The sequence below is a fragment of the Streptomyces sp. NPDC008317 genome, from assembly GCF_042955955.1.
Lineage (GTDB): Bacteria > Actinomycetota > Actinomycetes > Streptomycetales > Streptomycetaceae > Actinacidiphila.
The window spans coordinates 185,209-210,154 of record NZ_JBIBFQ010000008.1; the positions used below are offsets into that span (position 1 = coordinate 185,209).

Sequence of the window (24,946 nt, forward strand, 5' to 3'; positions counted from 1 at the left end):
CCTCCAGTACGAAGTCGGGTTGTCGCGAATGTCAGAGTTGGTTGTCGATGAAGTCGAAGAGGTCCTCGTCCGAGACGGTTTCGAGGCCGCCGCCGGGCAGTGCCGGGCTCAGGAGCCGCCCCGGTCCCTCGCCGCCGTCGCGCAGCCGGCTCAGCGCCGCCTGGAGCAGCGCCTCGGTGCGGTCGCGCTCGTCGGGGTCGGCCGGGCCCTCGGCCGCGGCGCTGCCGTCGAGCAGCGCGGACAGCGCGTCGCCGAGGGTGCCCCACAGCCGGTCGCCCGCCGGTACGGGCTCGGCCGGTGCGAAGTCCGCGGCGAGCCGGGCCGCCACGTCCGCGACGGTCGGGTGGTCGAAGGTCAGCGTCGCCGGGAGCGGCACGCCGGTCATCCGGCCCAGGCCCTCCTGGAGTTCCACCGCGGCCAGCGAGTCGAAGCCCAGCTCCGTGAAGGGCCGGTCGACCTCGATCCGGTCGGCCCTGTCGTGCCCGAGGACGAGCGCGGCGCGCTCCCTGACCAGGTCGAGCAGCACCGCGTGCGCCGCCTCCCGGTCGAGCCCCGCCAGCTTCCCGGCGAGTCCGCCCTGACCCGCGGCGGGCGCGGGCGCCGTCGCACCGGACGCGGCGGGCCGGACGGAGGCCGTTCCGCGGGCCGGGCGCGGCGCCGGCACCAGGCCGCGCAGCAGCGGCGGTACGGGTGACCCGCTGGAGGCCGCGCGGGCCCGCAGCCCGGTCAGGTCCCAACGGGCCGCCACCGTACGGCCGCCCGTCAGGTCGGCGGCCAGCGCCGCGTCGAAGAGCGCCAGACCCTCCTCCTGGCCGAGCGGCAGCGTGCCGATCCGTGCCAGCCGCGCCTGGTCCACCGCGCTCAGCGCCGTGGCCATCCCGGCCTCCGCGGACCACAGGCCCCACGCGACCGAGGTCGCGGGCAGCCCCGCCGCCCTGCGGTGGACGGCCAGCGCGTCCAGGAAGCCGTTGGCGGCGGCGTAACCCGCCTGGCCCGCCGTCCCGAGCACGCCCGCCACGGACGAGTACAGGACGAACGCCGCCAGCGGCAGGTCCGCCGTCGCCTCGTGCAACAGCCACGCCGCGTCCGCCTTGGGCCGCAGCACATTCCCCAGCCGCTCACCGTCGAGCCGCGCGACCACGCCGTCGTCGAGCACGCCCGCGGTGTGCACCACCGCGGTCAGCGGCTTGTCGTCCGCGATCGAGTCCAGCACCGCGGTCAGCGCCGCCCGGTCCGCGACGTCGCAGGCCGCGACCCGTACGGCCGCGCCGCGCGCTTCGAGCGCGGCGACCAGCTCGTCGGCCCCTTCGGCCGCCGGGCCGCGCCGCGAGACCAGGAGCAGGTCCCGCACGCCGTGCCGTGCCACGAGGTGCGCGGCGAGGCGCGCGCCGAGTCCGCCGGTACCGCCGGTGATCAGGACCGTGCCGGTGCCGAGGGCGCTTCCGGTGTCCGGGGTGTCCACGGTCCGCGCGCCGTCGACCGGCTCGGTGCCGGTGCCGGTGCCGGTGCCGGTGTGGGTGTGGGTCTCGGTCTCGGTCTCGGTCTCGGTCTCGCGGAGGGTGAGCCGGGGGACCAGCAGGGCGCCGTCGCGGACGGCCGTCTGGGGCTCCGCCTGGTGCAACGCGGCTGCCAGCAGCGGCCATTCGTCCGGTGCCGTACCGCTCGCGTCCGCCAGGGCGAAGGCGTCGGGGTGTTCGGTCTGGGCCGACCTGATCAGGCCCCAGAGCGGGCCGCCGGTCAGCGAGTCGGGGTCGGCGAGGAAGAGCAGCCGGGTGCCGGCCAGCTCGGGGTCGGCGACGCGTCGCCGTACGAGGTCGAGGGTGTCCGCGAGGACGCGGCGCACGGTCGAGGGGAGGCCACCGGACGCTGCCGGTTCCTCGGACGTCGGGCCGTCGGATGTCGGGCCCTCGGGCGTCGGGTCCTCGTGTGCCGGGTCCTCGGGTGCCGGGATGACCAGGACGGCCGGGGCCGCGCCCGTACGGGGGGTGTCGAGGTCGGCGAGTACCGAGGCGGGGCGGCCGGAGGAGCGCAGGGCCGCGGCCACGGGTTCGGCGGCGGCGGAGCCGAGCACCGCCCAGGGCGCTGAGTCCTCGGAGGACGGGGCCGGGGACGCGGCGGTCGGGACCCAGGCGATGTCGTACAGGCCGATGTCCTTGGGCGCCGAGGTCGCCCTGAGGCCGAAGCCTTCGGGGGCGTTGCGCATGCTCACCGTCACCTCGCCCACCGGGCGTCCCGCCGTGTCGCACAGGGACATCCGGGTGCCGTCGCCGGAGGCGTCGCTCGCGGTGAGCCGTACGCGCAGGGCGTCGGTTCCGGGCGCGGGGACGGTGACGGACGTGAAGGAGAAGGGGACAGGGCGGCCCGCCGACGAGGCGTTCCTGGCCTCCAGGACGAGGATGTGCAGGGCGGCGTCGAGCAGGGCCGGGTGCACGGCGAAGTCGGACGCGGCGGACCGTACGTCCTCGGGCAGCCGGACCTCCGCGTAGAGGTCGTCGCCCGCACGCCAGGCGCCGGTGAGGCCCTGGAAGGCGGGGCCGTAGCCGTAACCCGCGGCGGCGAGCCGCCCGTACACGTCGGTGAGGTCGACCGTCTCGGCTCCGGCCGGCGGCCAGACCGCGGCCCAGCCGTCGTCGGGGGCGGCGTCCGCCGAGGCCGTCAGGTGGCCGGTGGCGTGCGCCGTCCACGGCGCGTCGGTGTCGTCGGCGGGCCTGGCGTGGACGGTCAGCGCGCGCCGCCCGTCCGCGTCCTCGCCGCCCACGGCGACCTGGACCTCGACCGCGCCCAGTGGCGGCAGGACCAGCGGGGTGAGCAGGGTGAGTCCGCCGACCGCCTCCGCCCCGGCCAACTCCGCCGCCTGGAGGGCGCATTCGACCAGCGCCGTACCGGGGACGACGGCGGTGCCGCCGATGGCGTGGTCGGCCAGCCACGGCGTGGAGCGCAGCGAGAGCCGTCCGCCGAGCAGGTGGCCGCCGTCGGCCGCGACGGTGGTCGCGCGGCGCAGCAGCGAGGTGCGGGCGGTCGAGCCCGCGTCGGGCCCCGCGTCGGTGAGCCAGAACCGGCGCCGGTCGAAGGCGTAGGTGGGCAGCTCGGTACGGGCGCCGTCCGCCGCGGTGGCGGCCCAGTCGACGGTGGCTCCGGCGGCGAACGCCTCGGCCAGGCCCCGCAGGAGCGCGTCCTGTTCGTCCCGGCCGCGCCGGACCAGCGGTACGACGCTGCCGGGCCGCCCGGCCAGGCTCTCGCGGGCCATCGGGGTGAGCACCGCCTGCGGTCCGACCTCGAACAGCACGCCGGTACCGGCGGCGGCCAGCCGGTCCACGACCGGCGCGAAGAGCACCGTGTCCCGGATCTGGTCCACCCAGTAGGCGGGGTCGGTCCAGGAGCGGTCGGCGCCCAGGGCGGCCTCGTAAGGGAGTTGGGGTTCGGCGAGGGTGGTCGCGGCGATCTCCCGCCGGAAGGCGTCGAGCATCGGGTCCATCAGCGGCGAGTGGAAGGCGTGGCTGACGGTGAGCCGCTTGGTGCGGCGGCCCGCGTCGGCCCACTGCCGCGCGATGGCCTCGCAGGTCTGCTCCTCGCCGGAGATCACGCAGCTCAGCGGGCCGTTGACGGCGGCCAGGCCCACGGCCCGCGCCGCGTACCGCGGCTCCGCCAGCGTGCCGCGGATCTCCTCCTCGCTCGCGGCGACGGCGAACATCGCTCCGCCGCGCGGGAGTTCCTGCATCAGCCGGCCGCGCGCGGCCACCAGCCGTACGGCGTCGGCCGGTTGCCACACCCCGGCCGCGCAGGCCGCCGCGTACTCGCCGACCGAGTGCCCCGCCACGACGTCGGCCTCGACGCCGAGGGAGCGCAGCAGCCGCCACGCGGCCGTCTCGAAGGCGAAGAGCGCGGGCTGGGTGTAGCGGGTCTCGTCCAGCAGGACCGCGTCGGGTCCGTCGGGCTCGGCCCACAGCACCTCGCGCAGCGGGCGGTCGAGGTAGGGGTCGAAGGCCGCGCAGATCTCGTCGTACGCCGCCGCGAACACCGGGAAGGCGGCGTGCAGTTCGCGTCCCATGCCGAGCCGCTGACCGCCCTGCCCGGTGAAGAGCAGCGCCGTCCGGGCGCGGCCCCTGGCCGTACCGGAGACGGTGCCGGGCCCGGCCGGGTCGCCGTCGGCGAGGGCGCGCAGCCCCGCGATCAGCTCGTCGGTTCCGGCGCCGAGGACGACGGCGCGCTGCTCGAAGACGGTACGGGCGGCCAGCGTGCGGGCGACGTCCTCGGGCCGCCTGTCGGCGACGGCGCCGGTCAGCCGCTGGGCCTGGTGCCGCAGCGCCTCGGGGGTGCGGGCGGTGACCGGCCAGGCCAACAGGCTCTGTGCAGAGGTTTCCTGACGGTCCGTCCGTTCGACGGGAAGGTCGGCCGCGGTCGGTTCCTCCACGACCACGTGGGCGTTGGTGCCGCTGATGCCGAAGGAGGAGACGGCGGCCCTGCGGACCCGCTCCCCGCGCGGCCAGGCCCGCTGCTCGGTGAGCAGCCTGATCCGTCCGGCGTCCCAGTCGGCGCGCGGCGTCGGCTCGTCGGCGTGCAGCGTGCGCGGCAGCGTCTCGTGGCGCAGCGCCTGCACCATCTTGATGACGCCCGCCACACCCGCGGCGGCCTGCGTGTGACCGATGTTGGCCTTCACCGAGCCGAGCCAGACCGGTCGCGCGGCGGCGGGGTCGCCGCCGCCCGGGGCGCTGCCGTAGGTGTCGATCAGCGCGTTGGCCTCGACGGGGTCGCCGAGGGAGGTGCCGGTGCCGTGTGCCTCGATGGCGTCGACGTCGTCGGCCGTGAGCCGCGCGTCGGCCAACGCCTGGCGCACGAGGGCGCGTTGGGCCTGTCCGTCGGGCGCGGTGAGGCCGTTGCTCGCACCGTCCTGGTTGACGGCGGTGCCGCGGATGACGGCGAGCACCGGGTGGCCGTTGCGGCGGGCGTCGGAGAGCTTCTCCAGCAGCAGCACCCCCGCGCCCTCGGAGAAGGACGTGCCGTCCGCGTCGGCCGAGAACGCCTTGGCCCGGCCGTCCGCGGCGAGTCCGTGCTGCCTGCTGAACTCCACCAGATTGCCGGGCGTCGACATCACCGTCACGCCGCCCGCCAGCGCCATCGGGCACTCGCCGCCGCGCAGGGCGCGGACCGCCAGGTGCAGGGCGACCAGGGAGGACGAGCAGGCCGTGTCGACGGTCAGCGCGGGGCCGCGCAGGCCGAGGGTGTACGCGACCCGGCCGGAGATGACGCTGAGCGCCGTACCGGTGAGCAGGTGGCCGTCACCGCCGCCGTTCGGCCGGTGCAGCGGGGGGCCGTAGTCGGAGGCCATCGAGCCGAAGAAGACGCCGACCGGCTGCCCGGCCAGCGTGGCCGGGTCGATGCCCGCCCGCTCGACGGCCTCCCACGACGTCTCCAGCAGCAGCCGCTGCTGCGGGTCCATGGCGAGCGCCTCGCGGGGGCTGATGCCGAAGAAGGCGGCGTCGAACTCCGGTGCCTCGTGCAGGAATCCGCCGCCGACGGTGGTCAGGGCGCCGGGCCGGTCGGGGCCCGCGCCGAGCAGTGCGTCCAGGTCCCAGCCGCGGTCGGCGGGCAGCCCGGTGACCGCGTCGGTGCCGTCCGCGACGAGCTGCCACAGCTCCTCCGGGGTACTGACCCCGCCGGGGTAGCGGCAGCTCATGGCGACGACGGCGATCGGCTCGGGCGCGTCGGGGTCGACGCTGGAACCGGCGGACGTACCGGTGTCGGCAGCGGTGTCGGCGGAAGTGCCGTCGCTGGTCACGCTGTTGGGGGCGGGCCGCACGCCCGCGCCGTCCGCCTCGGGCGTCTGCGGCGTCAACCGCGCTGTCAGCTCGGCCAGTCGCTCGGCCAGCCGCTTCGGCGTCGGGAACTCGAAGAGCAGCGTCGTCGGCAGCTTCAGACCGGTGGCGTCCTTGAGCCGGTTGCGCAGCTCGACGGTGCCCTGCGAGTCCAGGCCGAGGTCCTTGAAGCTGCGGCGCGGGTCGATCGCGCTGCCGTCCGCGTGCCCGAGGACCGCGGCGGTGCTCGCGGTGACCAGATCGCGTACGGCCTCGGGAGTGCGGACCGCCACGGGCGCCGGGGCCGCGTCCGAGGGGCCCGCGGTGCCGGCGGCACCGGGACCGGCTGCCGCGCCGAGGATCGGCGCCCCGCCCAGCCAGTGCCGCTCGCGCTGGAAGGCGTACGTGGGCAGGTCCGTCGTACGGGCTCCCGGTACGGCCGCGACGGGCGCCCAGTCGACGTCGGCGCCGTGTACGTAGGCACCGGCGAGGGCGCGCAGCACCTGCGCGGGGCCGCCCTCCTCGCGGCGCAGGGTGGGCACGGAGGCGGCCTCGTGGCCCGCCTCCTCCGCGGTCTCCTCGATCGCGTGCCGCAGCACCGGGTGCGGGCTGCACTCGACGAACAGGCCGTTGCCGTCGGCGAGCGCGGAGCGGGTGGCGTCGGTGAAGCGGACGGCGTGGCGCAGATTGCGGTACCAGAAGTCGCCGTCGAGCTCCGAGGTGTCCTCGACCCGGCCGCCGGTCAGCGAGGAGTAGAACGGGGTGTCGACGGCGACCGGCCGGACCGGTGCGAGCACGTCGAGCACCTGCTCGCGGATGACTTCCACGGCGGGGGAGTGCGAGGCGTAGTCGATCTTGAGGACCTTGGTGCGGAAGCCGTCGGCGTCGAAGCTCGCGGCCAGCTCGGTGAGCGTGTCCAGCGGTCCGGAGACGACCGCGGAGGTGGGGCTGTTGAGCACGCTGAGGGTCGCCGCCCCGTAGGCCGCCAGCCGTTCCTCGACCATGGCGAGCGGCGCGGACACCGACAGCATCCGGCCGCCGGTGACCTGGAGCAGCACCTGGCTGCGCAGGGCCACCACGCGGGCCCCGTCGTCCAGGGAGAGCGCGCCGATGACGGTCGCGGCGGCGATCTCGCCCTGGGAGTGGCCGATGACGAAGTCCGGTTCGACCCCGGCCGCGCGCCACACCTCGGCGAGCGAGACCATCACGGCCCACAGCGCGGGCTGCACCACGTCGAGCCGCTCGAAGCCGGGCGCGCCGGGCGCACCGCGCACCACGTCCAGCAAGTCGTAGTCGGTGTACGGGGCCAGCGCGCGGGCGCACTCGGCGATCCGGTCGGCGAACGGGCCGTCGATCGCCAGCAGTTCGCGCGCCATGCCCCACCACTGGGAGCCCTGGCCCGGGAAGACGAATCCCACGCCGCCGGTCGCGGTGTGCCCGGTGATGACCTCGCTGTGGGGTCGGCCCGCCGCCAACTCGGCGAGCAGTGTGTCCAGTTCGGGGCGGCCCGCGCCGAGGACGACGGCGCGGTGGTCGAAGGCCGAGCGGGTGCGCAGCAGGGACAGCGCGACGTCCCGCGCCGGTACGTCGGGGTGCGTGGCGAGGTGGACGGCGAGCCGGTCCGCCTGGGCGGTCAGGGCGCGCGGGGAGCGGGCCGACAGGAGCCAGGGGGTGGTCGGGGCCGCGTCGGCGTCGCAGTCGCGGCGGACCTCGGGGCTGTCGTCCGCGACGGTCTCGTTCGGCGTGGTCTCGTTCGGCACGGTCTGGGGCGCCACGGTCTCGTTCGGCACGGTCTGGGGCGCCGCAGTCCCGTTCGGCGCGGTCTCGGGCGCCGCCGCCAGGATCAGGTGGCAGTTGGTACCGCCCATACCGAAGGCGCTGACGCCCGCGGTCGGGCGGCTGTCGGGGGAGCCGGGCCACGGACGGGCGGCGGTGACCACCTCGATGCCCTGCTGCTCGGCCGCGATGGCCGGGTGGAGCGAGGTGAAGTTCAGGCTGGGCGGGAGCGTGCGGTGGCCGATGCTGAGCGCCACCTTCAGCAGACCGACGATGCCGGCCGCGCCCTCCAGGTGGCCGACGTTGGTCTTGGCCGAGCCGACCAGCAGCGGCGGGGCGCCGTGCGCCACCCGCGACTCGGTCTCCAGCGAGGCCCCGAGACCGGCCGCCTCGATCGGGTCGCCGACCGCCGTACCGGTGCCGTGCAGCTCCACGTAGGCGATCTCGGCGGGCGCGACTCCCGCGTCGCGGCAGGCCAGCCGGACGACCTCGCGCTGCGCCTCGGGGTCGGGAACGGTCAGGTGCTCTCCTGTGCCGCTGTTGACGGCGCCGCCGAGGATGACGCAGTGCACGGTGTCGCCGTCGGCGAGCGCGGCCGACAGCGGCTTGAGGAGGACCACACCGCCGCCCTCGCCGCGTACGTAACCGTTGGCCCGGCCGTCGAAGGTGTGGCAGCGGCCGTCGGGGGACAGGGCGCCGAAGCGCTCCAGGGCCCGGTCGCTCTCGCCGAGCAGATTCAGGTTCACACCGCCCGCCAGCGCCGTCCGGGCGGTGCCGCGACGCAGCTCCTCGCAGGCCAGCCGCACGGCGACCAGGGCGGAGGACTGGCCGGAGTCGACGGTGAGGCTGGGGCCGCGCAGGCCGAGCAGGTGCGAGACCCGGTTGGCGATGATGCTGCGGTGGGTGCCGGTGACGCTGTGCCTGCTGATCCCCTGGCCGCCGAGCCGGTCGTGGACCAGCGCGTAGTCGCCGGTGATGGCGCCGATGAAGACTCCGGCCGCCGTGCCGTGCAGGGTCGAGGGGACGATCCGGGCGTGCTCGATCGCCTCCCACGCCAGCTCCAGGACGAGCCGCTGCTGCGGGTCCATCGCCGCGGCCTCGGCCGGGGAGAGGCCGAAGAAGGCGGCGTCGAAACGGTCCACGTCGGCGATGTATCCGCCGCGCCCGGCCCGGCCCGTGCCGTCCGCGGCACCGGCCGCCGTCGATCCCGCCGTACCGTCCGTCTGGCGCCGGTCCGCCGGGGCCTCGCCGACCGCTTCGCGGCCTTCGCTCAGCAGCCGCCAGAACTCCTCGGGGCTCTTCGCGCCGGGCAGCCGGCAGGACATGCCGATGACGGCGACCGGCTCCGCGGCCGTGGACCGTTCAGTCAGAGCGGACATGACCCACCTTTCGAGGATTGGCTGTTCCAGAACGCATCGCCCGGCATCGCACGCACTGCGGCGCATTGCCGTGAATTTCTTCTTCGTGTTTCTCTTCGCGGGTCCTGACGGTTCGGTAAACGCATTCCGCTGCTCAGGACCGGGAAATACGACCGGGGCGGCCGGCGTGGTCTTCACCGGTGGCCCCGGCTGTTCCGGGCATGGCAGAAGCGTGGACTCCACGGCCCTGGCGGGTCAAGGAAGTTCGCTCCGAACGCGGTGGCAGGGAATACCGCGAACTTGATGCCAACGCGCGCGTATGGACAAGGAGAAGCGACCCATGAATAAGTGTGTGATGCGGCGAAAGGGCCGCCGGAAAACCGTCAGGAGCGATGTGCGGGAGGAGGTGAAGCAAATGCGCAAGGTGGTCTGTACGCGGGTGGTCTGCACCCGGGTCGTCTGCACGGCCGTGAGCCACGCGCGCGGCACCGTCTGTCGCTGAGCCGTCGCGTTCCACGCGCCGCGCAGCTCGTCACCTTCCTCCCCGCGCCGACGGGCGCGGGGGGAGGGGCCGTACGGCCGTACGCGAACCCGTAGCGCGGCCCGGAGCCCGCAGACCGCAGCCCGCCGACTACCGATCACCGACCGCTTTCCGGCGCACGACCGGCGCACGACCGCCGCACGACCGCCGCCCCGAAACCCCGTCGGCGCCTCACCTCGCGCCGCGCCACCTCCTCACGCCACGCCGGACCACCGCCTCACGCCATGCCTCGTGCTCCACCTCATGCCACGGAGGGACCATGCCCGTCGACGCCCCGCTCACCTTCGGCCAGTTGTCGACCTGGCGATCGATAGAAACCTTCGCCACCGACCGGCTGATGGAGGTGAACGTCCCCGCCCTGTGGGACGTCGAGGGACTTCAGGCGCCCGCGATCGACCGCGCCCTGCGCGTCCTGACATACCGTCACGAAAGCCTGCGGACGACGTTCCACACCGATGCCGACGGCCGGCCCTTCCAGCGCGTCCACCCCGAAGTCCCGCTCCGGCTGGACCGGTTGGACCTGCCGTTGGTGACCCCGCAGGACGGCGCGCGGGTGCTGCGTGAGCTGTACGCGCGGCCCTTCCCCGTCGTCGGCGACCCCGGCTGGCACGGCACGCTGATATGCGCCGCGGGCCGCCCCCGCTATCTGGCCGTGTCGATGTCGCACATGGTGGTGGACGTCTGGGCGATCCGCGAACTGGAACGGCAGCTCAAGGAGTTGGCGGCCAGGGGCGGTGGGGACCCGGCGGCCGACGGCCGGCCGGGGCCCGCGCCGCGCGAGCTGGCCGTCCTCCAGCACGGCGACGCCTGGGCGGGCCACCGCCGCGGCGCCGAGAAGTACTGGAAGAAGATCCTGGCGGGCGGCCCGCTGAGCAATCTGCCCGCCCGGACGCCCGGTTCCGACGAGCGCCGCATCCAGGCGACGTTGCGCTCCCCGCGGCTCGCCGCGCTGGTCGCGGACGCCGCCTCCGCACACCGGGTGTCGCCGCAGAGCGTTCTGACCGCGCTGACCGGCGCGGCCCTTTCCGGAGTGCTGTCCCGGAACCGGATCATGCTGAGCCTGATGTGCGCCAACCGCTTCGACCCGCTGTGGCAGCCCGTCGTCAGCACCATGAACCAACTGGTGCCGCTGCTCTGCGCGGTGGACCCGGACGCGCCGCTGTCCGGCTTCCTCAAGCGCGCGCATCTCAGCTCGCTGCTGGCCTACCGCCACGGCAGTTACGACGTCGACGCGGCGGCGCGGCTGGCCGCCGAGGCACCGGGGCCGGACGGCTCGCTCTTCGTCCACGACTGCTGGTTCAACTACGTGGCGGAAGCGGAGCCGTCCGCCGACGTACCGCCGCCCGTACCGGCGCGGGACCGGGCCGATGTCCCGTCCGGCGCGTCCCTGACCTGGACGCCCCCGGCCCGCGAGGCGGGTCACCCGTTCTATCTCCGGGTCAACGCCGAAGGGGCTCACCAGGTGGAGCTGACGCTGCGGTCCGACCCCGACGTGCTCGGCGAGGAGGATGTCACCGCCGTCCTGCGGACCATCGCGCTCGGGGCGCTGCGCGCGGCCACCGAGCCGGAGGCCACGGTCGGCGCCCTGCTGGACGACGGACGGGCGAGGGGGGAGCTGGGAGCCGATCTGTTCCCGCGTCAACCGGCCCTCGCCAAGGGGTAGTCGCGGTGCCTCAGGCGCCGCGGTAGCTCAGGAAGGAGTGCGTGGAGACCACGATCGGCAGGTGGATGTCCGCGTCGGACTCGGTCACCCGGAACTCGACGATGGCCCGGGGGTGCAGGGGCAGCGAGCCGAGGACGGCGTAGTACGCGTCCAGGTCGCAGACCACCTGGTAGATGCCCGGCTGGATGTTCCGGTCACCGAGCATCGCCAGCCGGCCGTCCTGACCGGTGCGCCCGCGCACCAGCTCACGCCAGTCGTCTCCGGCGGGCTGGCGCAGCAGGACGTCGACGTCCGCTGCCGGTACGCCGAACGCACTGTCCACGATGTGCACGCAAAGACTCACGGGGTCCCGCCTCCGGGTTCGGGCGCGCCTTTTGCGGTGTCGCGCCTGGGTGGCCACGACGTTGGGGGATGCCCCTATCGTTCCGCCATCGCTCCGGCGGCCCGGGACGATAGGACCGGCGGCCCCCGACGATAGCGAAACGAGGGCGGGGCGAGAGCCGGACCGCCGCGCCGAGCCCCGCGCCGACCTGCGGCGGTCGGGTGAGAGCGCCGTGATAGCGACCGTGATAGCCGGGCGAGGACGGACCGAAAGCGGTCCACCGAACCATGAAGTCATCGAGCCACCGGGACACCTGAACCGGCGGCCCCACAGACTTGGAGATGGCATCATGACGGTTCGCGCCTTCCGCCGCAGCATCACCGCCGCCGCCCTGCTCGTCACCCTCACGGGCGGCGTCGCCGTCGCGGTCACCTCGACGCACTCGTCCACGAACGGCCACACCTCGGTCGTACGTGTCGACGGCGGAACGCCGAAGCCGACCCCCACCCCCACCGCCTCCACGGACAACACCATCTGGGACTGACCTCCGCCGCGGCCCTCGCGGCCCGGCACCCCGTACCACCGCACCGCGCACCACCGCTTCCCCAGTTCCACCCCACGACGACCGCCGCTCGGTCGGCCGGATGAGCCCTTTCTCACGGCGCCCTGGTTCGATCCGGCGAATCGTCTCCCCACGAAGCCCGTGCCGACACGGGCATCCCGCACCGTCGGAGATCCGGCACCCCCACCCGCCCGCGCTCTCGGGTACCTCCGCACCATGACGCCCGTGACCCCGGGCCGCCCACACGGCTGGGCGCCTTCCACCCCGTGACACCCGGTGCTACCGGCTGCCCGGATTCTCCCTGCCCGCACCGGCGGGCGCCCCCGCTCCACGACGCCCGGTCGGCCGCACCTTCACGCCGACCGGAAACACCGCCGACCCGGCAGGCCCCCTGCCGGGAGCTGGCGTTCCCCCAACTCCCCGGCGACTCCTAAGCCGTTCAGCTGTGCAGCTCGGCCTCCGCCGGAAGCTGCGCCGCGGTGACACCCGCGTCGGCGCCCCCGTCGGCCAGCGTACGCAGCAGCCGCCGCACCTCCTCGACCAGCGCGACACCGCCCTTGTCCGTCCGCAGCCCGGTCAGCATGCCCGCCGCCGCCTGCCAGTCGGCACGCGCGCCCTGCGGACGGCCGGATGCCGCGTGCACCCGGCCGCGCAGCACCATCGCGCGCGCCTTGTCCAACGTCGCGCCGATCGCCTCGAAGCCGGTCAGCGCGCGCTCGACGTACTCCGGCGCCGCCTCGACGTCCGAGGTGAGCAGCGCCTCGGCGAGCGCCAGCGCGATCCGGCTCTCCACCATGCGGGCGCCGGCCTGTACCGCCAGTTCGAGCGCCTCGGTCAGCATCGCCCGCGCGGAACCCGGCTCGCCGCGGCGCAGGTCGACCGTCGCCAGACCCAGCAGCGCGTAGCACTCGCCGACCTTGTCGCCGGTCACCCGCACACTGTCCAGCACACGGGTGTAGGCGACATGCGCGTCGTCCAGCCGCCCGACCCGCAGGTGCAGCGCGCCCAGCCGGTTCTGTACCTGAGCGGTGACCCGGCGGTTGCCGACCTCGTGGCAGATCGCCTCGGCGCGCTCCAACAGCCGCAGCGCCGTAGCCGTTTCACCGCAGTCCACGTGCACCTGGGCCATGTTGTGCAGGACGTGCGCCTCGGCGATCCGGTCGCCGGTGACCTGGAAGACGCCCAGCGCCTCCTCCCACCGCTCCTGCGCCGACGCGATGTCACCGGTCAGCCGGTCCAGATAGGCCATGTTGCGCAGTACGAGCGCCGCGCCGTGCTCGTCGCCGAGTTCGTGGTAGAGCGTGTGCGCCCGCTCGAACTGCCGCATCGCCGGGTCCGTGCTCTGCTCGAACATGTGCAGTGAGCCCAGCGAGTAGCGCATCGCCGCCTCGCCGTGCTGATCGCCCGCCCGGCAGGCCGCCTTGAGCGCGATCTCGTGCGTCTCGCGCCAGTTGCCGAAGTACGAGTACGCCTCGAAGAGCGTCACCGAGCTGAGCGCCAGGTCCCAGCAGTGCTCGACCAGTCCGGCCGCCGACGCCTGCCGCACGGCCGCCACGATCGACGTACGCTCCTGCTCGTACCAGGCCAGCGGGTCGGACAGCAGCCGCTCCACCAGCCGGTCGGGCAGCCGCCAGCGCTCCGCCGAACTGCGCCGTTCCAGATAGCCGCCCGCGTACTCGCGGCGGTGCGCCTCACCGGTCAGCGACAGCAGCGCGCCGAGCCAGCGCTCCAGCGCGCCCAGCCGCTCCTCGGAACTCTCCTCCGCCAGCCGCTCCTGCGCGAAGGGCCGCATGATGTCGTGGAAGCTGTAGCGGACATGGCCGCCGGGACCTGGCGTGGCGTCGATCAGATACGCCTCCGCCAGGACTTCGAGCGCCTCCTGCGCGCGCAGCACGTCGACCTGGAGCAGCGGGGAGCCCACCCAGGCCGCGAAGTTGGGCACGTCGAGCAGGGCGAGACGGCGGAAGAGCAGCCGGGCGTCGTCCGGCAGGCTGTCGTACGTCAGCGAGATGCTGGCCCTGACCTGCATCTCACCGTGGTTCAACTCGTCCAGCCTGCGGGACTCGTCGAGCAGCCGGTCGACGAGGTCGGCGACGCTCCAGTGCGGACGGGCCGCCAGCCGCGCCGCCGAGATCCGTAACGCCAGCGGCAACCGGCCGCAGAGCTGGGAGAGTTCGGTGACGCTCTCCGCCTCCGCGACCACCCGCGCCTCACCGATGTAGCGGGCGAGCAACGCGGCGGCCCCGCTCTCGCTGAGCGCGCCGATCTCCACCCGGCCCGCGGTGGGCAGTCCGGTGAGCCGCTGACGGCTCGTCACGATCACCGAGCAGTCGGCGCTTCCGGGCAGCAGCCAGGTGACCTGACGCTCCGTCATGGCGTCGTCCAGCACGACCAGTACGTGCCGCCCGCTGACCAGGTCGCGGAAGAGCTCGGCGCGTTCCTCAAGGGACTTGGGCAGGCTGGGGCCGACGACACCGAGCGCCCGCAGGAAGCGCTCCAGGATGTCGGACGGGTTCGCCGGACGGTCGCCGACCCGCAGGTGCGCGAAGAGCTGGCCGTCGGGGAAGTCCTGGGTGAGCAGGTGCGCGACATGCACGGCCAGCGTCGTCTTGCCCGCGCCGCCCTGTCCGACGATCACGCAGACGGGCACCGCCTGGTCGCTGCGGTGGCGCTGGTCGCCGCCGATCTGCCGCACGATGTCGTTCACGGTCTCGCTGCGGCTGGTGAAGTCCGGGATGTCGGCGGGCAGCAGGCTCGGCGCGCGCCGCTTGGGCTCCTCGGCCGGCGGCTGGTGCGGCGACTGCCCTTCGGCCTGGCCGCGCGCCTGGTCCGAGGCACCCTCCGGGTCGGCGCGGGCGCCGGGCATGGGGGCGCCCGTCGAGGTGGGCGGCCGGGCCGACTCCGCGGGCGCGCTGCCCGTCGGATCGTCCCGGTCTCCGTACCGGTCGTCGCGGTCCCGCTCCATGCGGTCCCACTGATCGCGGCGGGGTTCGTCGCGCCGGTGTTCGTCCGCGCGGTAGTCGTCACGGCGCGGGTCGTCCCGCCCGTGTTCGTCCCGCCCGTGTTCGTCGCGGCGCTGCTCGTCGCGTCGGCGTTCGTCCCGGCGGTAGTCGTCCCGGCGGGGGTCGTCGCGCCTTTGATCGTCGCGCCGCTGGTCGGCCCGGCGCTGTTCGTCGCGCCGCTGGTCCTCCCGCCGCTGGTCGTCCCGGTGTTGGTCGTCGCGCCGCTGGTCTTCGCGGTGCTGCGGCTGACGCCCCTGACCGTCGTGGTCCCGGCTGTCCCGGCTCGTCGAACGCCCCGACGTCGTCTCGTCCGGCTCCGCGCCCGGCAGCGAGAACGTACCGGCGAGCATCGCCCGGTGCAGGCCGCGCAGTTCACTGCCCGGGTCGATGCCCAGTTCGCTCTGCAATTCCTCACGCACCTTGCGGTACGCGTCCAGCGCCTCCGCCTGCCGCCCCGCCGCGTAGAGCGCGATCATCAGGAGCGCCCTGAAGTGCTCGTGCAGCGGATACTCGGCCGCGAGGGACGTCAACTCGCCGATCAGCCGGTGCTGTTCACCCGCGATCAGCCCGGACTTCAGGCTCTCGCCGAGCACGGCGAGCCGTCGCTCGTTGAGCCGCCCCACTCCCTGCTGCACCAGCGTGCTGTCCACGTCGGCGAGCGCGGGACCGCGCCACAGTTGCAGCGCGTCCCGCAGGATGCGGGCCGACCCGGCCGGGTCCCCGGCCGCCAACGCCGCCTGCCCTTCGTGGACTTCGGCCTCGAACCGGTGCAGGTCGAGCGTGCCCGCGGGGACCCGCAGCAGATAGCCGGGCCGTCGGGTCTCGATCAGGTCCTCGCCGCCGCCCGCGAGGATGCGCCGCCGCAGGTTGGAGATGCAGATCTGGATCTGCCCACGCGAGGTCGCCGGCGGGTCGTCGCCCCACACGGCGTCGATGAGCCGTTCCACCGGGATCACATGACCGGCCTCGATGAGCAGCATCGCCAGTACCGTCCGCTCGCGGGCACCGCCGAGTTGCACCGGGCGCCCGTTCGCCGAGACTTCGAGGTGCCCGAGTATGCAGAACTCCAACGATTTACCCCCGGCTACTGTCGGTAACGGAGCGGGTGAGTGCGCTGTCCCGCCGCGCGAGGCCCCGGTGTGCGCGGCGGGCCTCTATTGCGTGTACTCCGTGCCGCTCAATTGGACGAATTCTCATTCATGACGCAGCACAAATCAAGATGTCCATAGCAGCATGGTTGATTTCGAAGAGAGCCACTGGGGTGAGTGGGGCGCGTGTGACATGAGTGCGTCATCGACTTCCTGCCGGGGCCGCGCTTGGGCGCCGATCCCCGCCGCGCGCCGACCCGCCGCCTTGTGTCGCGACACTCCGCGTAAGTAGCGTCCTGTCCGTCTTTCCCCGTCACATACGGCGACGTTCCGGCTGCGAATCCGGTATGTCCGCCCGTGGGGTATCGGTCATGCGCTGTCCCCCCTGCCCGCCCGGCCCGCGGCCCTCGGCCGGACCCGCCGGAGACCCTATTGGCCGCCTCCGGATCAATGTTCAGAACACCCGGATGGTGTGAGAATGAATGAATTCACGCCGTCATTCCCTTGAATCCTGTACGAGTTTCCCGAATGGGTCCTTTACTGGCTCTTCGCAACCGTGTACTGCCACTTCGGGAATCCGCGGCCATTGGGCATATGCGCCGGTCCTGTTCCCCGGCCCCGCTCCTCGGGCCGCTCACAGCCCCCGCGACGGCGGTCGGGGACCCCGCCGGGAGGCGGGCGGTCCGCTTTTCGCGATCATCATAAACGCCCCCGCCCGCGTCGGCCGACGTCCCCCGGTCGGACCGTTGTCGCGGGCCGCGCGGACGGGGGCGTGTTTCGATGACGAGAGCGGCGGGCGCACGGATCGGGCAGCCGACGGGCGCGGGCCGGACGGCGGACGGGCATGCGGGTCGAGCGGAGCCGGGAGGTGGGACATGGCGGTCGAGGCGGCGGTGGAGCGGACGGGCCCCGGCGGCGGACGGCCCCCGGTGATCCGTACGGTCGGGCTCACCAAGCGGTATCCCAAAGCGCCCGTCATGGCGGTCGACGGCCTCGACCTCGAGGTCTACGCCGGGGAGTTCTTCGGACTCCTCGGACCCAACGGCGCGGGGAAGACCACCACCATCGGCATGCTCGCCACGCGCGTGGTCCCCACCGGCGGGAAAGCGTACGTCGGGGACATCGACGTCGTCGCGCAGCCCGCGCTGGCCAAGCAGGTCATCGCGGTCGTGACGCAGCAGAACACCCTGGACCGCTCGCTGACGGTGTGGGAGAACCTCTACTACCACGGGCTGCTGTTCGGGATCTCCGCCGGACGGTCGCGCGAACTGGCCGACGAGTCGTTGGAACGCTTCAGTCTGTCGCGCTGGGCCGCCTCTCCTGTGGGCAACCTGTCGGGCGGCATGGCGCAGCGGCTGCTGGTGGCGCGCGCGATCATGCACCGCCCGGCCGTCCTCTTCCTGGACGAACCGACGGCCGGTCTCGATCCGCAGAGCAGGCTCGCGCTGTGGGAGATCCTGGCCGGGCTCATCGCCGACGGCCAGACCATCGTGCTCACCACGCACAACATGGAAGAGGCCGACCAGCTCTGCGACCGGGTGGCGATCATCGACCACGGGAAGATCCTCGCCCTCGACACACCGGAAGCCCTCAAGCAGGGAGTCGGCGCCGACACCATCGTCACCGTGCTGGCCAGTGGCGACCACGAAGCCCTCGCCGCCCGCCTCACCCGGGACATCGAGGGCGCCGTCCGCACCCGGCTGGTCGACGGCGGCGTCGAACTCCAGGTCCAGGGCGACGAGCGCCTGCTGCCGCGCGTGGTCGCCAGCACCGAGCGGGGCGGCTTCGAACTGGTCGACCTCTCGATCGTGCGCAGCTCCCTGGAGACCGTGTTCATCAGCCTCACCGGCAAGGAGCTGAGGGAATGACCGCACCACCGGCCGGACCCTCGCAGCCGCTGTCCCCGACGCACCGCCCGGTCACCGTACGGCCGAGCCGTTCCGTGGCCGCCGCCAGCCGTACCGCCCTCGGCGCGCTCGTCCGGCGGGACCTGCGGGTGCTGTGGAAGAGCTTCGGGCAGTTCGTCGCCCGGACACTCGTCCAGCCGTTCCTGCTGGTCTTCGTCTTCCTCTACGTCTTCCCCACCATCGGGCAGGGCATCGGCGGCGCCGGGGGCTCGACGGGCGAGTCGGACTTCGCCACCGTCCTCGTGCCCGGTGTCGTCGCCATCAGCATCATGTTCCAGGGCATCCAGTCCGTCGCGATCCAGATGTCACAGGAGTTCGGCTACACCCGCGAGATCGAGGACCGGGTGCAGGCGCCCTGCCCGATCTGGCTGGTCGCCGTCGCCCGCGTGCTGTCCGGCGCCGTCCAGGCCCTGATCTCGGCGGTCATCGTCTTCCCGATCGCCGCGGTCGTCCACGCGCCCGGCGTCCACGCCCATCTCACCGTCCACTGGTGGATCGTGGTCACCCTGATCCCGCTCGCCTGCGTCGCCATGACCTCGCTCGGCCTGATGCTCGGCACCACCTTCCAGCCGCAGAACATCGGCGTCATGTTCGGCTTCGTCGTCCTGCCCCTGGTCTTCCTCGGCGGCACCTACTACCAGTGGACGAAGCTCTCCCTCGTCCACCTCGGCGGCTTCCACTGGCTCCAGATCCTGGTCCTGGTCAACCCGCTCATCTACATCACCGAGGGCATGCGCGCCGCCTTCACCGAGTCCACCCACATGTCGCTCTTCGCCGTCTACCCGGTCCTGATCGCCGCCTGCGCCGTCTTCCTCACCCTGGGCCTGCGCAACTTCCGGCACCGCGTGCTGTCCTGACCCACGGACGGACGGGTTTACGGACCTACTGGTGGACGGGTTTACGGGCCCACGGGCGGACGGGTTTACGGACCCGCGAGCCGCGGCCGGTGCGGCCCGCGCGGCCGGTAAATCAGTCGGCACGTTCGGGGCACGTGGCTATGCTGACGATCGACAACAGCACCTCCCGGTGCGCAGGTCACGGTTACTTCTTTGTGGTAGAACCACTTCGGTGGGCGGGGTTCGAACCCCGCAGAACCGCGGCCGTCCTGATCTCGGGGGGCGCAGCATCGGCGGTGTCCGGTGCGCGGACAACGGGTACTTCCACTGTTCATGGTGAGACGTGGGTTCGAATCCCACCGGGCGTGAAACCCCGTAGCTCAGCGGCCCAGAGCGCATTGTTCCCGTCGTCGACCCCTGATCTCGGACACCGCCCCGCTGGGCTTCCCCTCCGACGCGGGGGGACTCTTCCATGTCTCGTTTCAATCAGCGCGGCGTCAAGCCGCGGGTCACGTCGCCCGTGACCACGTCCGGCGCGCGGACCGTGACGGCGGAGGGCGGCTCCGGCCACCTGCGCGACCCGCGGTCCGAGCTCTTCCTGCTCGCGATATCCAACGTCGTGGGCACCGACACCTTCTACGAGAAGGGCGGCGACCGCGACGACCGATACCAGCGGCTGGTCCGCCGACTGGCGATCGAGGACCCGCGGTGGACGGCCGCGCTCCTGGCCTGGCTGCGCGGCGACGGCAACATGCGCACGGCGGCGCTGGTCGGCGCCGCGGAGTTCACCGCCGAGCGGCTGCGCAACGACGCGCCCGGCTACTCCCGGCAGGTCGTCGACTCGGTGCTCCAACGGCCCGACGAGCCCGGCGAGTTCCTCGCCTACTGGACCTCGACGTTCGGCCGCCGGCTTCCCAAGCCCGTCAAGCGCGGTGTCGCCGACGCCGTACAACGCCTGTACAGCGAGCGGTCGTTGCTGAAGTACGACACTGAGTCCAAGGGCTACCGCTTCGGTGACGTCCTCGAACTCGTCCACCCCTCGCCTGCCGCCGACAAGCCCTGGCAGGGCGACCTGTTCAAGCACGCCATCGACCGGCGACACGGCCGCGGCGACGACATCCCGGCCGCGCTGCGGATTGTCCGCGGCCGGGCCGAGCTGATGGCCGTGCCGGTCGGGAACCGCCGCGGCCTCCTCGGGAGCGGTGGCGGTGACCGGACCGACGGCACCGACGGCAGCAGCCGTATCGCCGCAGCGGGCATGACGTGGGAAGCGCTGGCGGGCTGGCTCCAGGGCCCGATGGACAAGGCCGCGTGGGAGACCGTCATCCCGTCGATGGGTGTCTTCGCGCTGGTCCGCAACCTGCGGAATTTCGACCGCGCCGGGGTGTCCGACGAGGCCGCGGCGCAGGTCGCGGCCACGATCTGCGACCCGGAGCGGGTGGCGCGCTCGCGCATGCTCCCGTTCCGGTTCTGGGCGGCCCACAAGCACGTCGAATCGCTGCGCTGGGGCCACGCGCTGGACAAGGCGCTGAACCTCTCGCTCGCCAACGTGCCCGCGCTGCCCGGCCGCACGCTGATCCTGGTCGACCGCTCGCCGTCGATGTTCCCCGGCTTCGGCTTCTCCACGCCGAACAGCTCGGACATCACCCTGGCCGAGCAGGCCGCGGTCTTCGGCGCCGCACTGGCGGTACGCGCCGCCGACCCGACCCTGGTCGAGTTCGGCATGCGCAGCAGGCCGGTCGCCGTGCCGAAGGGCGGCAGTGTCCTGCGCCTGATCGAGAAGTTCGGCCGGATCGACGGCACCGACATCCCGTCGGCGGTCAAGGCCCACTTCCGCGGCCACGACCGGATCGTCGTGGTCACCGACGAGCAGACCAGGCCCGGCTGGTTCCCGTCCAACGCCAGTGGCCACGGCGGCATGCGCGAAACGGAGATCGACGCCCTCGTCCCGAAGAACGTGCCGGTCTACATGTGGAACATGGCCGGCTACAAGGCGGGCGCCTTGCCCTCGGGCACCGGCAACCGCCACACCTTCGGCGGCCTCACCGACCACGCCTTCGGCATGATCCCCCTCCTGGAGTCCGGCCGCTCCGCGTCCTGGCCCTGGGAGCGCTGACCCCGCCCCACCGCACCCCGACCGAGCGGGCGAAGCCCGAGCCCGGCAGCGCACCGACTCGATCGTGAACGAACACAGCCGAAGGCGCGCCAAAGGCGGGCCCGCCCGGCGGTTTCGACGGCCACCCGAGCCGAAGAAGGCCGCCGGGCGGCCCTCCCCTCGGCGTCGACGGCCATTCGACCCCCACTGAATCGATTCCCCGCACCCCGAGCTCCCGCCCGCGAGCACGCGGTGCCCCGCCTCCTTGACCGGCGTATACGCCCACCGGCCCCCGGCGTCAGGAGTCTTGACACACCCGTTCACGCGTCCGTAACGTCACTAGCAGATGAAATGAAACGATTCAATCCCCTTCCGTGGACGGACTGTGACGATGCGTCGAAGACTGGTGTCCCTCTTGGCCACGGCCTCGGCCCTCGCGGCCCTGGTCCTGGTCCAGCCGCTGGCCGGGCCCGCGAGCGCCGCGCCGCCGGGCGCGCCGGGCCCGGGGCAGCGGGCAGGCGTGGGAAACAGCGGCGCGCCCTCCCACCTGACGGTCGGATCGCTGTCCGCTCCCGTGGACGTCGATCCCGCCGGTACCGTCGGCTTCGGCTGGCAGTCCGGGGTCGGCCGCCAGACCGGCTACGAACTCCGCGTCACCGAGGGCGAGTCGGGCCGCGGCCGGGTCGTGTGGGACAGCGCGAAGGTCGCCTCGGCCGCCGCGACCGCGATCCCGTACGGCGGCGCCGCCCTGCGCGCCGCCGAGCGCTACTCCTGGTCGGTGCGGGTCTGGGACGAGCGCGCCAGGGCCACCGCGTGGTCGGCCCCCGCGACCTTCGGCACCGGACCCGGCGCCACCTGGGGCACGAGCGCGCCGATCTGGTCCGCGCCGCCCGCCGTCGACACCTGGACCGACTACCGCCTCGACGTGAAGCTGACCGTGACCAAGGTCGCGCTCGGGGTGAGGTTCCGCTCGCCCGACGTCCGCAACGGCTACATGTGGCAGTTCAGGGCGTCGGACACCAGCAACCCCAATACCCTTGTCCCGCACGTCGAGACCAACGGCACCTTCCGCGCGGGCACGCCCGTACCGCTGAACACCACGCTCGCCGTCGGCACCACGCACGACGTCCGCATCGAGGCGGTCGGCTCGACGCTCACCACCTTCCTCGACGGCAAGGTGGTCGACACCAGGACCGACACCGCCTTCGCCGAGGGCGGCATCGGATTCCGTACCGGCGGCACCGAGACGGGCACCGCGGACGACGTCACCGTCACCAGCCTGGCGGCGGCCGACAGCGGAAAGACCCTCTACGCCAACGACTTCGGCGCGACCGGCGCGCCCTTCCCGTGCGGCACCGTGCAGAACGGCGCGCTCGCCGTGGGCACCAGCACGGACTGCCTCAGCTCCCACGCCACCAACGACTGGGCGCTGCTGCGCCACGACTTCACGCTCGACAAGAGCGGGAAGCGGACCAAGCAGGTCGCCTGGGCCACCGTCTTCGCGACCGGCTCCTCCTTCGACGCGGCCAAGCAGTACGTCTACAAGCTGTATCTCGACGGCCGGTTCGTGGGTCTCGGCCCCACCGAGGCGCTGGACAAGGAGACCCGCTACGACGGCTTCGACGTGACGGCCGCGCTGCGGTCCGGCGGCGAGCACGCGCTGTCGGCGGTCGCGTACACCACCAAGGACCAGCGTTTCCAGGCGTATTTGGTGATCCGCTACACCGACGGCAGCACGAGCACGGTCGGCACAGGACCCGGCTGGAGGAGCATGTCAGGGGCGGACATCTGGCCGTCCGCGAAGTCCACCGGGACCAGTTACTGGAACATGCCGCAGGAGGACATCACGATGAGCCGCTACCCGGACGGCTTCGGCCGCTTCGGGTACGACGACTCCGCGTGGCCCGCCGCCACCGCGAAGACCGCGTTCGCCGACCTGCGGCCGACCCCGTTCGGCAAGGTCCGGGAACAGCTCAGGCGGCCCGTGAAGATCACCGACAAGGGCAGCGGGAACTACCTCGTCGACTTCGGCCAGACCTGGCAGGGCGGCGTCCACCTCACCCTGCCCGGCACGGCGGGACGCAAGGTCACCCTCCGCTACGGCGAGGAACTGTCCGACCCGACGACCGTGCGCTACAAGCTGCGCGCGGGCAACGAGTACCAGGACGTCGTCACCCTGCGCGGCGGCACCCAGAGCGTCGACACCTGGGGCATGCGCGTCTTCCGCTACCTCGACGTCCTCAACTCGCCCGTCCCCGTCACGGCCGACAATCTCCAGGCCCTCGCCATGGTCTACCCGTTCGACGAGAGCGGCGCCCAGCTCACCTCGTCCGACCCCGACCTCGTCTCGGTCTGGCAGCTCGCCAAGAACACCGTGGAGACCACCAACCAGAACTTCTACGTCGACTCCTGGACCCGCGAGCGCGGACCCTACGAATCCGACAACTACATCCACCAGTTGGCGAGCCTCTACCTCAGCGACGACCCGACACTCGGCGTCTACTCGATGGACTACTTCGCCAACCACCGCACCTGGCCGCAGGAATGGCCGCTCTACGTGATCACGTCCGTCTACGACAACTGGCGGCAGACCGGCTCCACCGACCAGGTCAAGCGGATGTACGACGCGCTCGTGCCCAAGCTGCTCAGCAAGGACTACAACGCGGCGCTCGGCACCATCGACCAGTCGGACGCCATCGTGGACTGGCCGGAGGGCAGCCGTGACGGCTATGTCTTCGCCGCGAAGAACACCATCCTGGGCGCCCTGTCGTACAGCAACTTCTCGCAGATGGCGGTCCTGGCCGCCTCCCTCGGCAAGAGCGCCGACGCGGCGAACTTCACCGTGATCGCCGACCGGCTGCGCACCACCCTCAACTCGGCGTTCTACAACGCGGGCAAGGGCGCGTACGACGACGGGCTCAGCGCCGACATGAAGCCGACCGGGCACTTCGCGGTCCAGGCGACCGCGTTCCCCGCCGCCTTCGGCGTCCCCGTGAGCCGGAAGCAGTACGACGCGGTCGCGTCGTACCTCACCTCGCGCGGCATGGCGTGCAGCGTCTACTGCTCGGGCTTCCTGCTCCAGGGGCTGTACAACGCGGGCCACGCGCAGGAAGCGCTCGACCTGCTCACCTCGCACGGCACCAACAGTTGGCTGCACATGATCGACCTGGGCGCGGGCGCCACCGGCGAGGCGTGGGACCCGGCCGAGAAGAGCAACATGACGTGGTCGCACCCGTGGGCCACCGCCCCCTCGTACGTCATCCCGCGCGACATGTACGGCATCGCGCCGTCCACGCCGGGCTACGACACCTTCACCGTGCGTCCGCAGCCGGGCGACCAGACGTACGGCTCGGTGACGACACCGACCGTCAAGGGCACGGTCGGCGCGTCCTTCCACCGCGTCGGCGACCGTACCGACCTCGGCGTGTCGGTGCCGGGCAACTCCGTCGCCACGGTGAGCGTGCCGGTCACCGACGGATACCGGGGTACGACGGTGTACGTGGACGGCCGTGCGCGGACCGCGACCCGGCAGGACGACGGCGGGCTCGCGGTGCGCGTCAGCGTCGGCTGCCATGTGCTCAGCACCTCGGGCAGCCGGGCCGTGACCGCTGACCCGCTGCTGACGGGCGTGTGCGGCGGCGCGTACCGGGTCGGCGACACGCCCACCGGCTCGCTGGCCACCACGGCGGTGAGCGCGACACGCGGGAAGCCCATCCCGGTGACGCTCACCCTCGACCAGCAGGTCACCGGCCTGACCGCCGCCGACCTGCGGGTGTCCAACGGCACCGTCACCGGCCTCACCGCCAACGGCGTCGGCGCGGCGGGCACGACCTGGACGTTCACCGTCACCCCGCGCGGCAACGGCGAGGTGACGGTCCGGGTCCCGGCAGGCGCGGTGCACGGCACCAGCGGGCGGCCGAGCCTGGCGATCGGACCGCTGACCGTGGGCTCCGCCGGGCACGGACCCCGGGGCTGAACGCCTCTCGCCGCAGACCCTGAACCCC

The 24,946-nt window shown here is 73.1% G+C and carries 9 protein-coding genes; 6 read left to right on the plus strand and 3 right to left on the minus strand.

The window, feature by feature from the left end; translation table 11 throughout:
* Positions 1-31: 31 nt before the first annotated feature.
* Positions 32-8,947, minus strand: coding sequence for an SDR family NAD(P)-dependent oxidoreductase (locus ACFY9V_RS25555; protein ID WP_391163064.1), 8,916 nt, complete (start codon positions 8,945-8,947; stop codon positions 32-34).
* Between the two features lie 779 nt (positions 8,948-9,726).
* Between ACFY9V_RS25555 and ACFY9V_RS25560 the strand changes: the two genes are divergently transcribed.
* The gene (locus tag ACFY9V_RS25560) at positions 9,727-11,130 is read left to right on the plus strand and encodes a condensation domain-containing protein (protein WP_391163065.1); all 1,404 of its coding nucleotides are present in this window, start codon (positions 9,727-9,729) and stop codon (positions 11,128-11,130) included.
* Positions 11,131-11,140: 10 nt separating this feature from the next.
* On the opposite strand, the gene ACFY9V_RS25565 is transcribed toward ACFY9V_RS25560, so the two are convergent.
* On the minus strand, positions 11,141-11,830 hold the full coding sequence (locus tag ACFY9V_RS25565; protein ID WP_391163067.1) for a hydroxyisourate hydrolase: 690 nt from the start codon (positions 11,828-11,830) through the stop codon (positions 11,141-11,143).
* Between ACFY9V_RS25565 and ACFY9V_RS25570 the strand changes: the two genes are divergently transcribed.
* On the plus strand, positions 11,802-11,996 hold the full coding sequence (locus ACFY9V_RS25570) for a hypothetical protein (protein ID WP_188281614.1): 195 nt from the start codon (positions 11,802-11,804) through the stop codon (positions 11,994-11,996). The genes ACFY9V_RS25565 and ACFY9V_RS25570 overlap by 29 nt on opposite strands.
* A 457-nt stretch (positions 11,997-12,453) precedes the next feature.
* Here ACFY9V_RS25570 and ACFY9V_RS25575 read toward each other — a convergent pair whose 3' ends face one another.
* Positions 12,454-16,086 carry a BTAD domain-containing putative transcriptional regulator gene (locus ACFY9V_RS25575; RefSeq protein WP_391163068.1) on the minus strand — a complete coding sequence of 1,211 codons (3,633 nt, stop codon included), beginning with the start codon at positions 16,084-16,086 and terminating at the stop codon, positions 12,454-12,456.
* 893 nt (positions 16,087-16,979) lie between these two features.
* Between ACFY9V_RS25575 and ACFY9V_RS25580 the strand changes: the two genes are divergently transcribed.
* The 4 genes from ACFY9V_RS25580 to ACFY9V_RS25595 all read left to right on the plus strand — a co-directional run bounded on the left by ACFY9V_RS25580 (position 16,980) and on the right by ACFY9V_RS25595 (position 24,918).
* A complete protein-coding gene (locus tag ACFY9V_RS25580; RefSeq protein WP_391045981.1) occupies positions 16,980-17,972 on the plus strand; it encodes an ATP-binding cassette domain-containing protein in 993 nt (330 codons plus the stop codon).
* Positions 17,969-18,868, plus strand: coding sequence for an ABC transporter permease (locus tag ACFY9V_RS25585; RefSeq protein WP_355341444.1), 900 nt, complete (start codon positions 17,969-17,971; stop codon positions 18,866-18,868). The genes ACFY9V_RS25580 and ACFY9V_RS25585 overlap by 4 nt, the downstream gene beginning before the upstream one ends.
* 451 nt (positions 18,869-19,319) lie before the next feature.
* Positions 19,320-20,963: a TROVE domain-containing protein gene (locus ACFY9V_RS25590; protein WP_391163069.1), complete on the plus strand. Its 1,644-nt coding sequence runs from the start codon at positions 19,320-19,322 to the stop codon at positions 20,961-20,963.
* 394 nt (positions 20,964-21,357) lie between these two features.
* Positions 21,358-24,918, plus strand: coding sequence for a family 78 glycoside hydrolase catalytic domain (locus ACFY9V_RS25595; protein ID WP_391163070.1), 3,561 nt, complete (start codon positions 21,358-21,360; stop codon positions 24,916-24,918).
* Positions 24,919-24,946 lie beyond the last annotated feature (28 nt).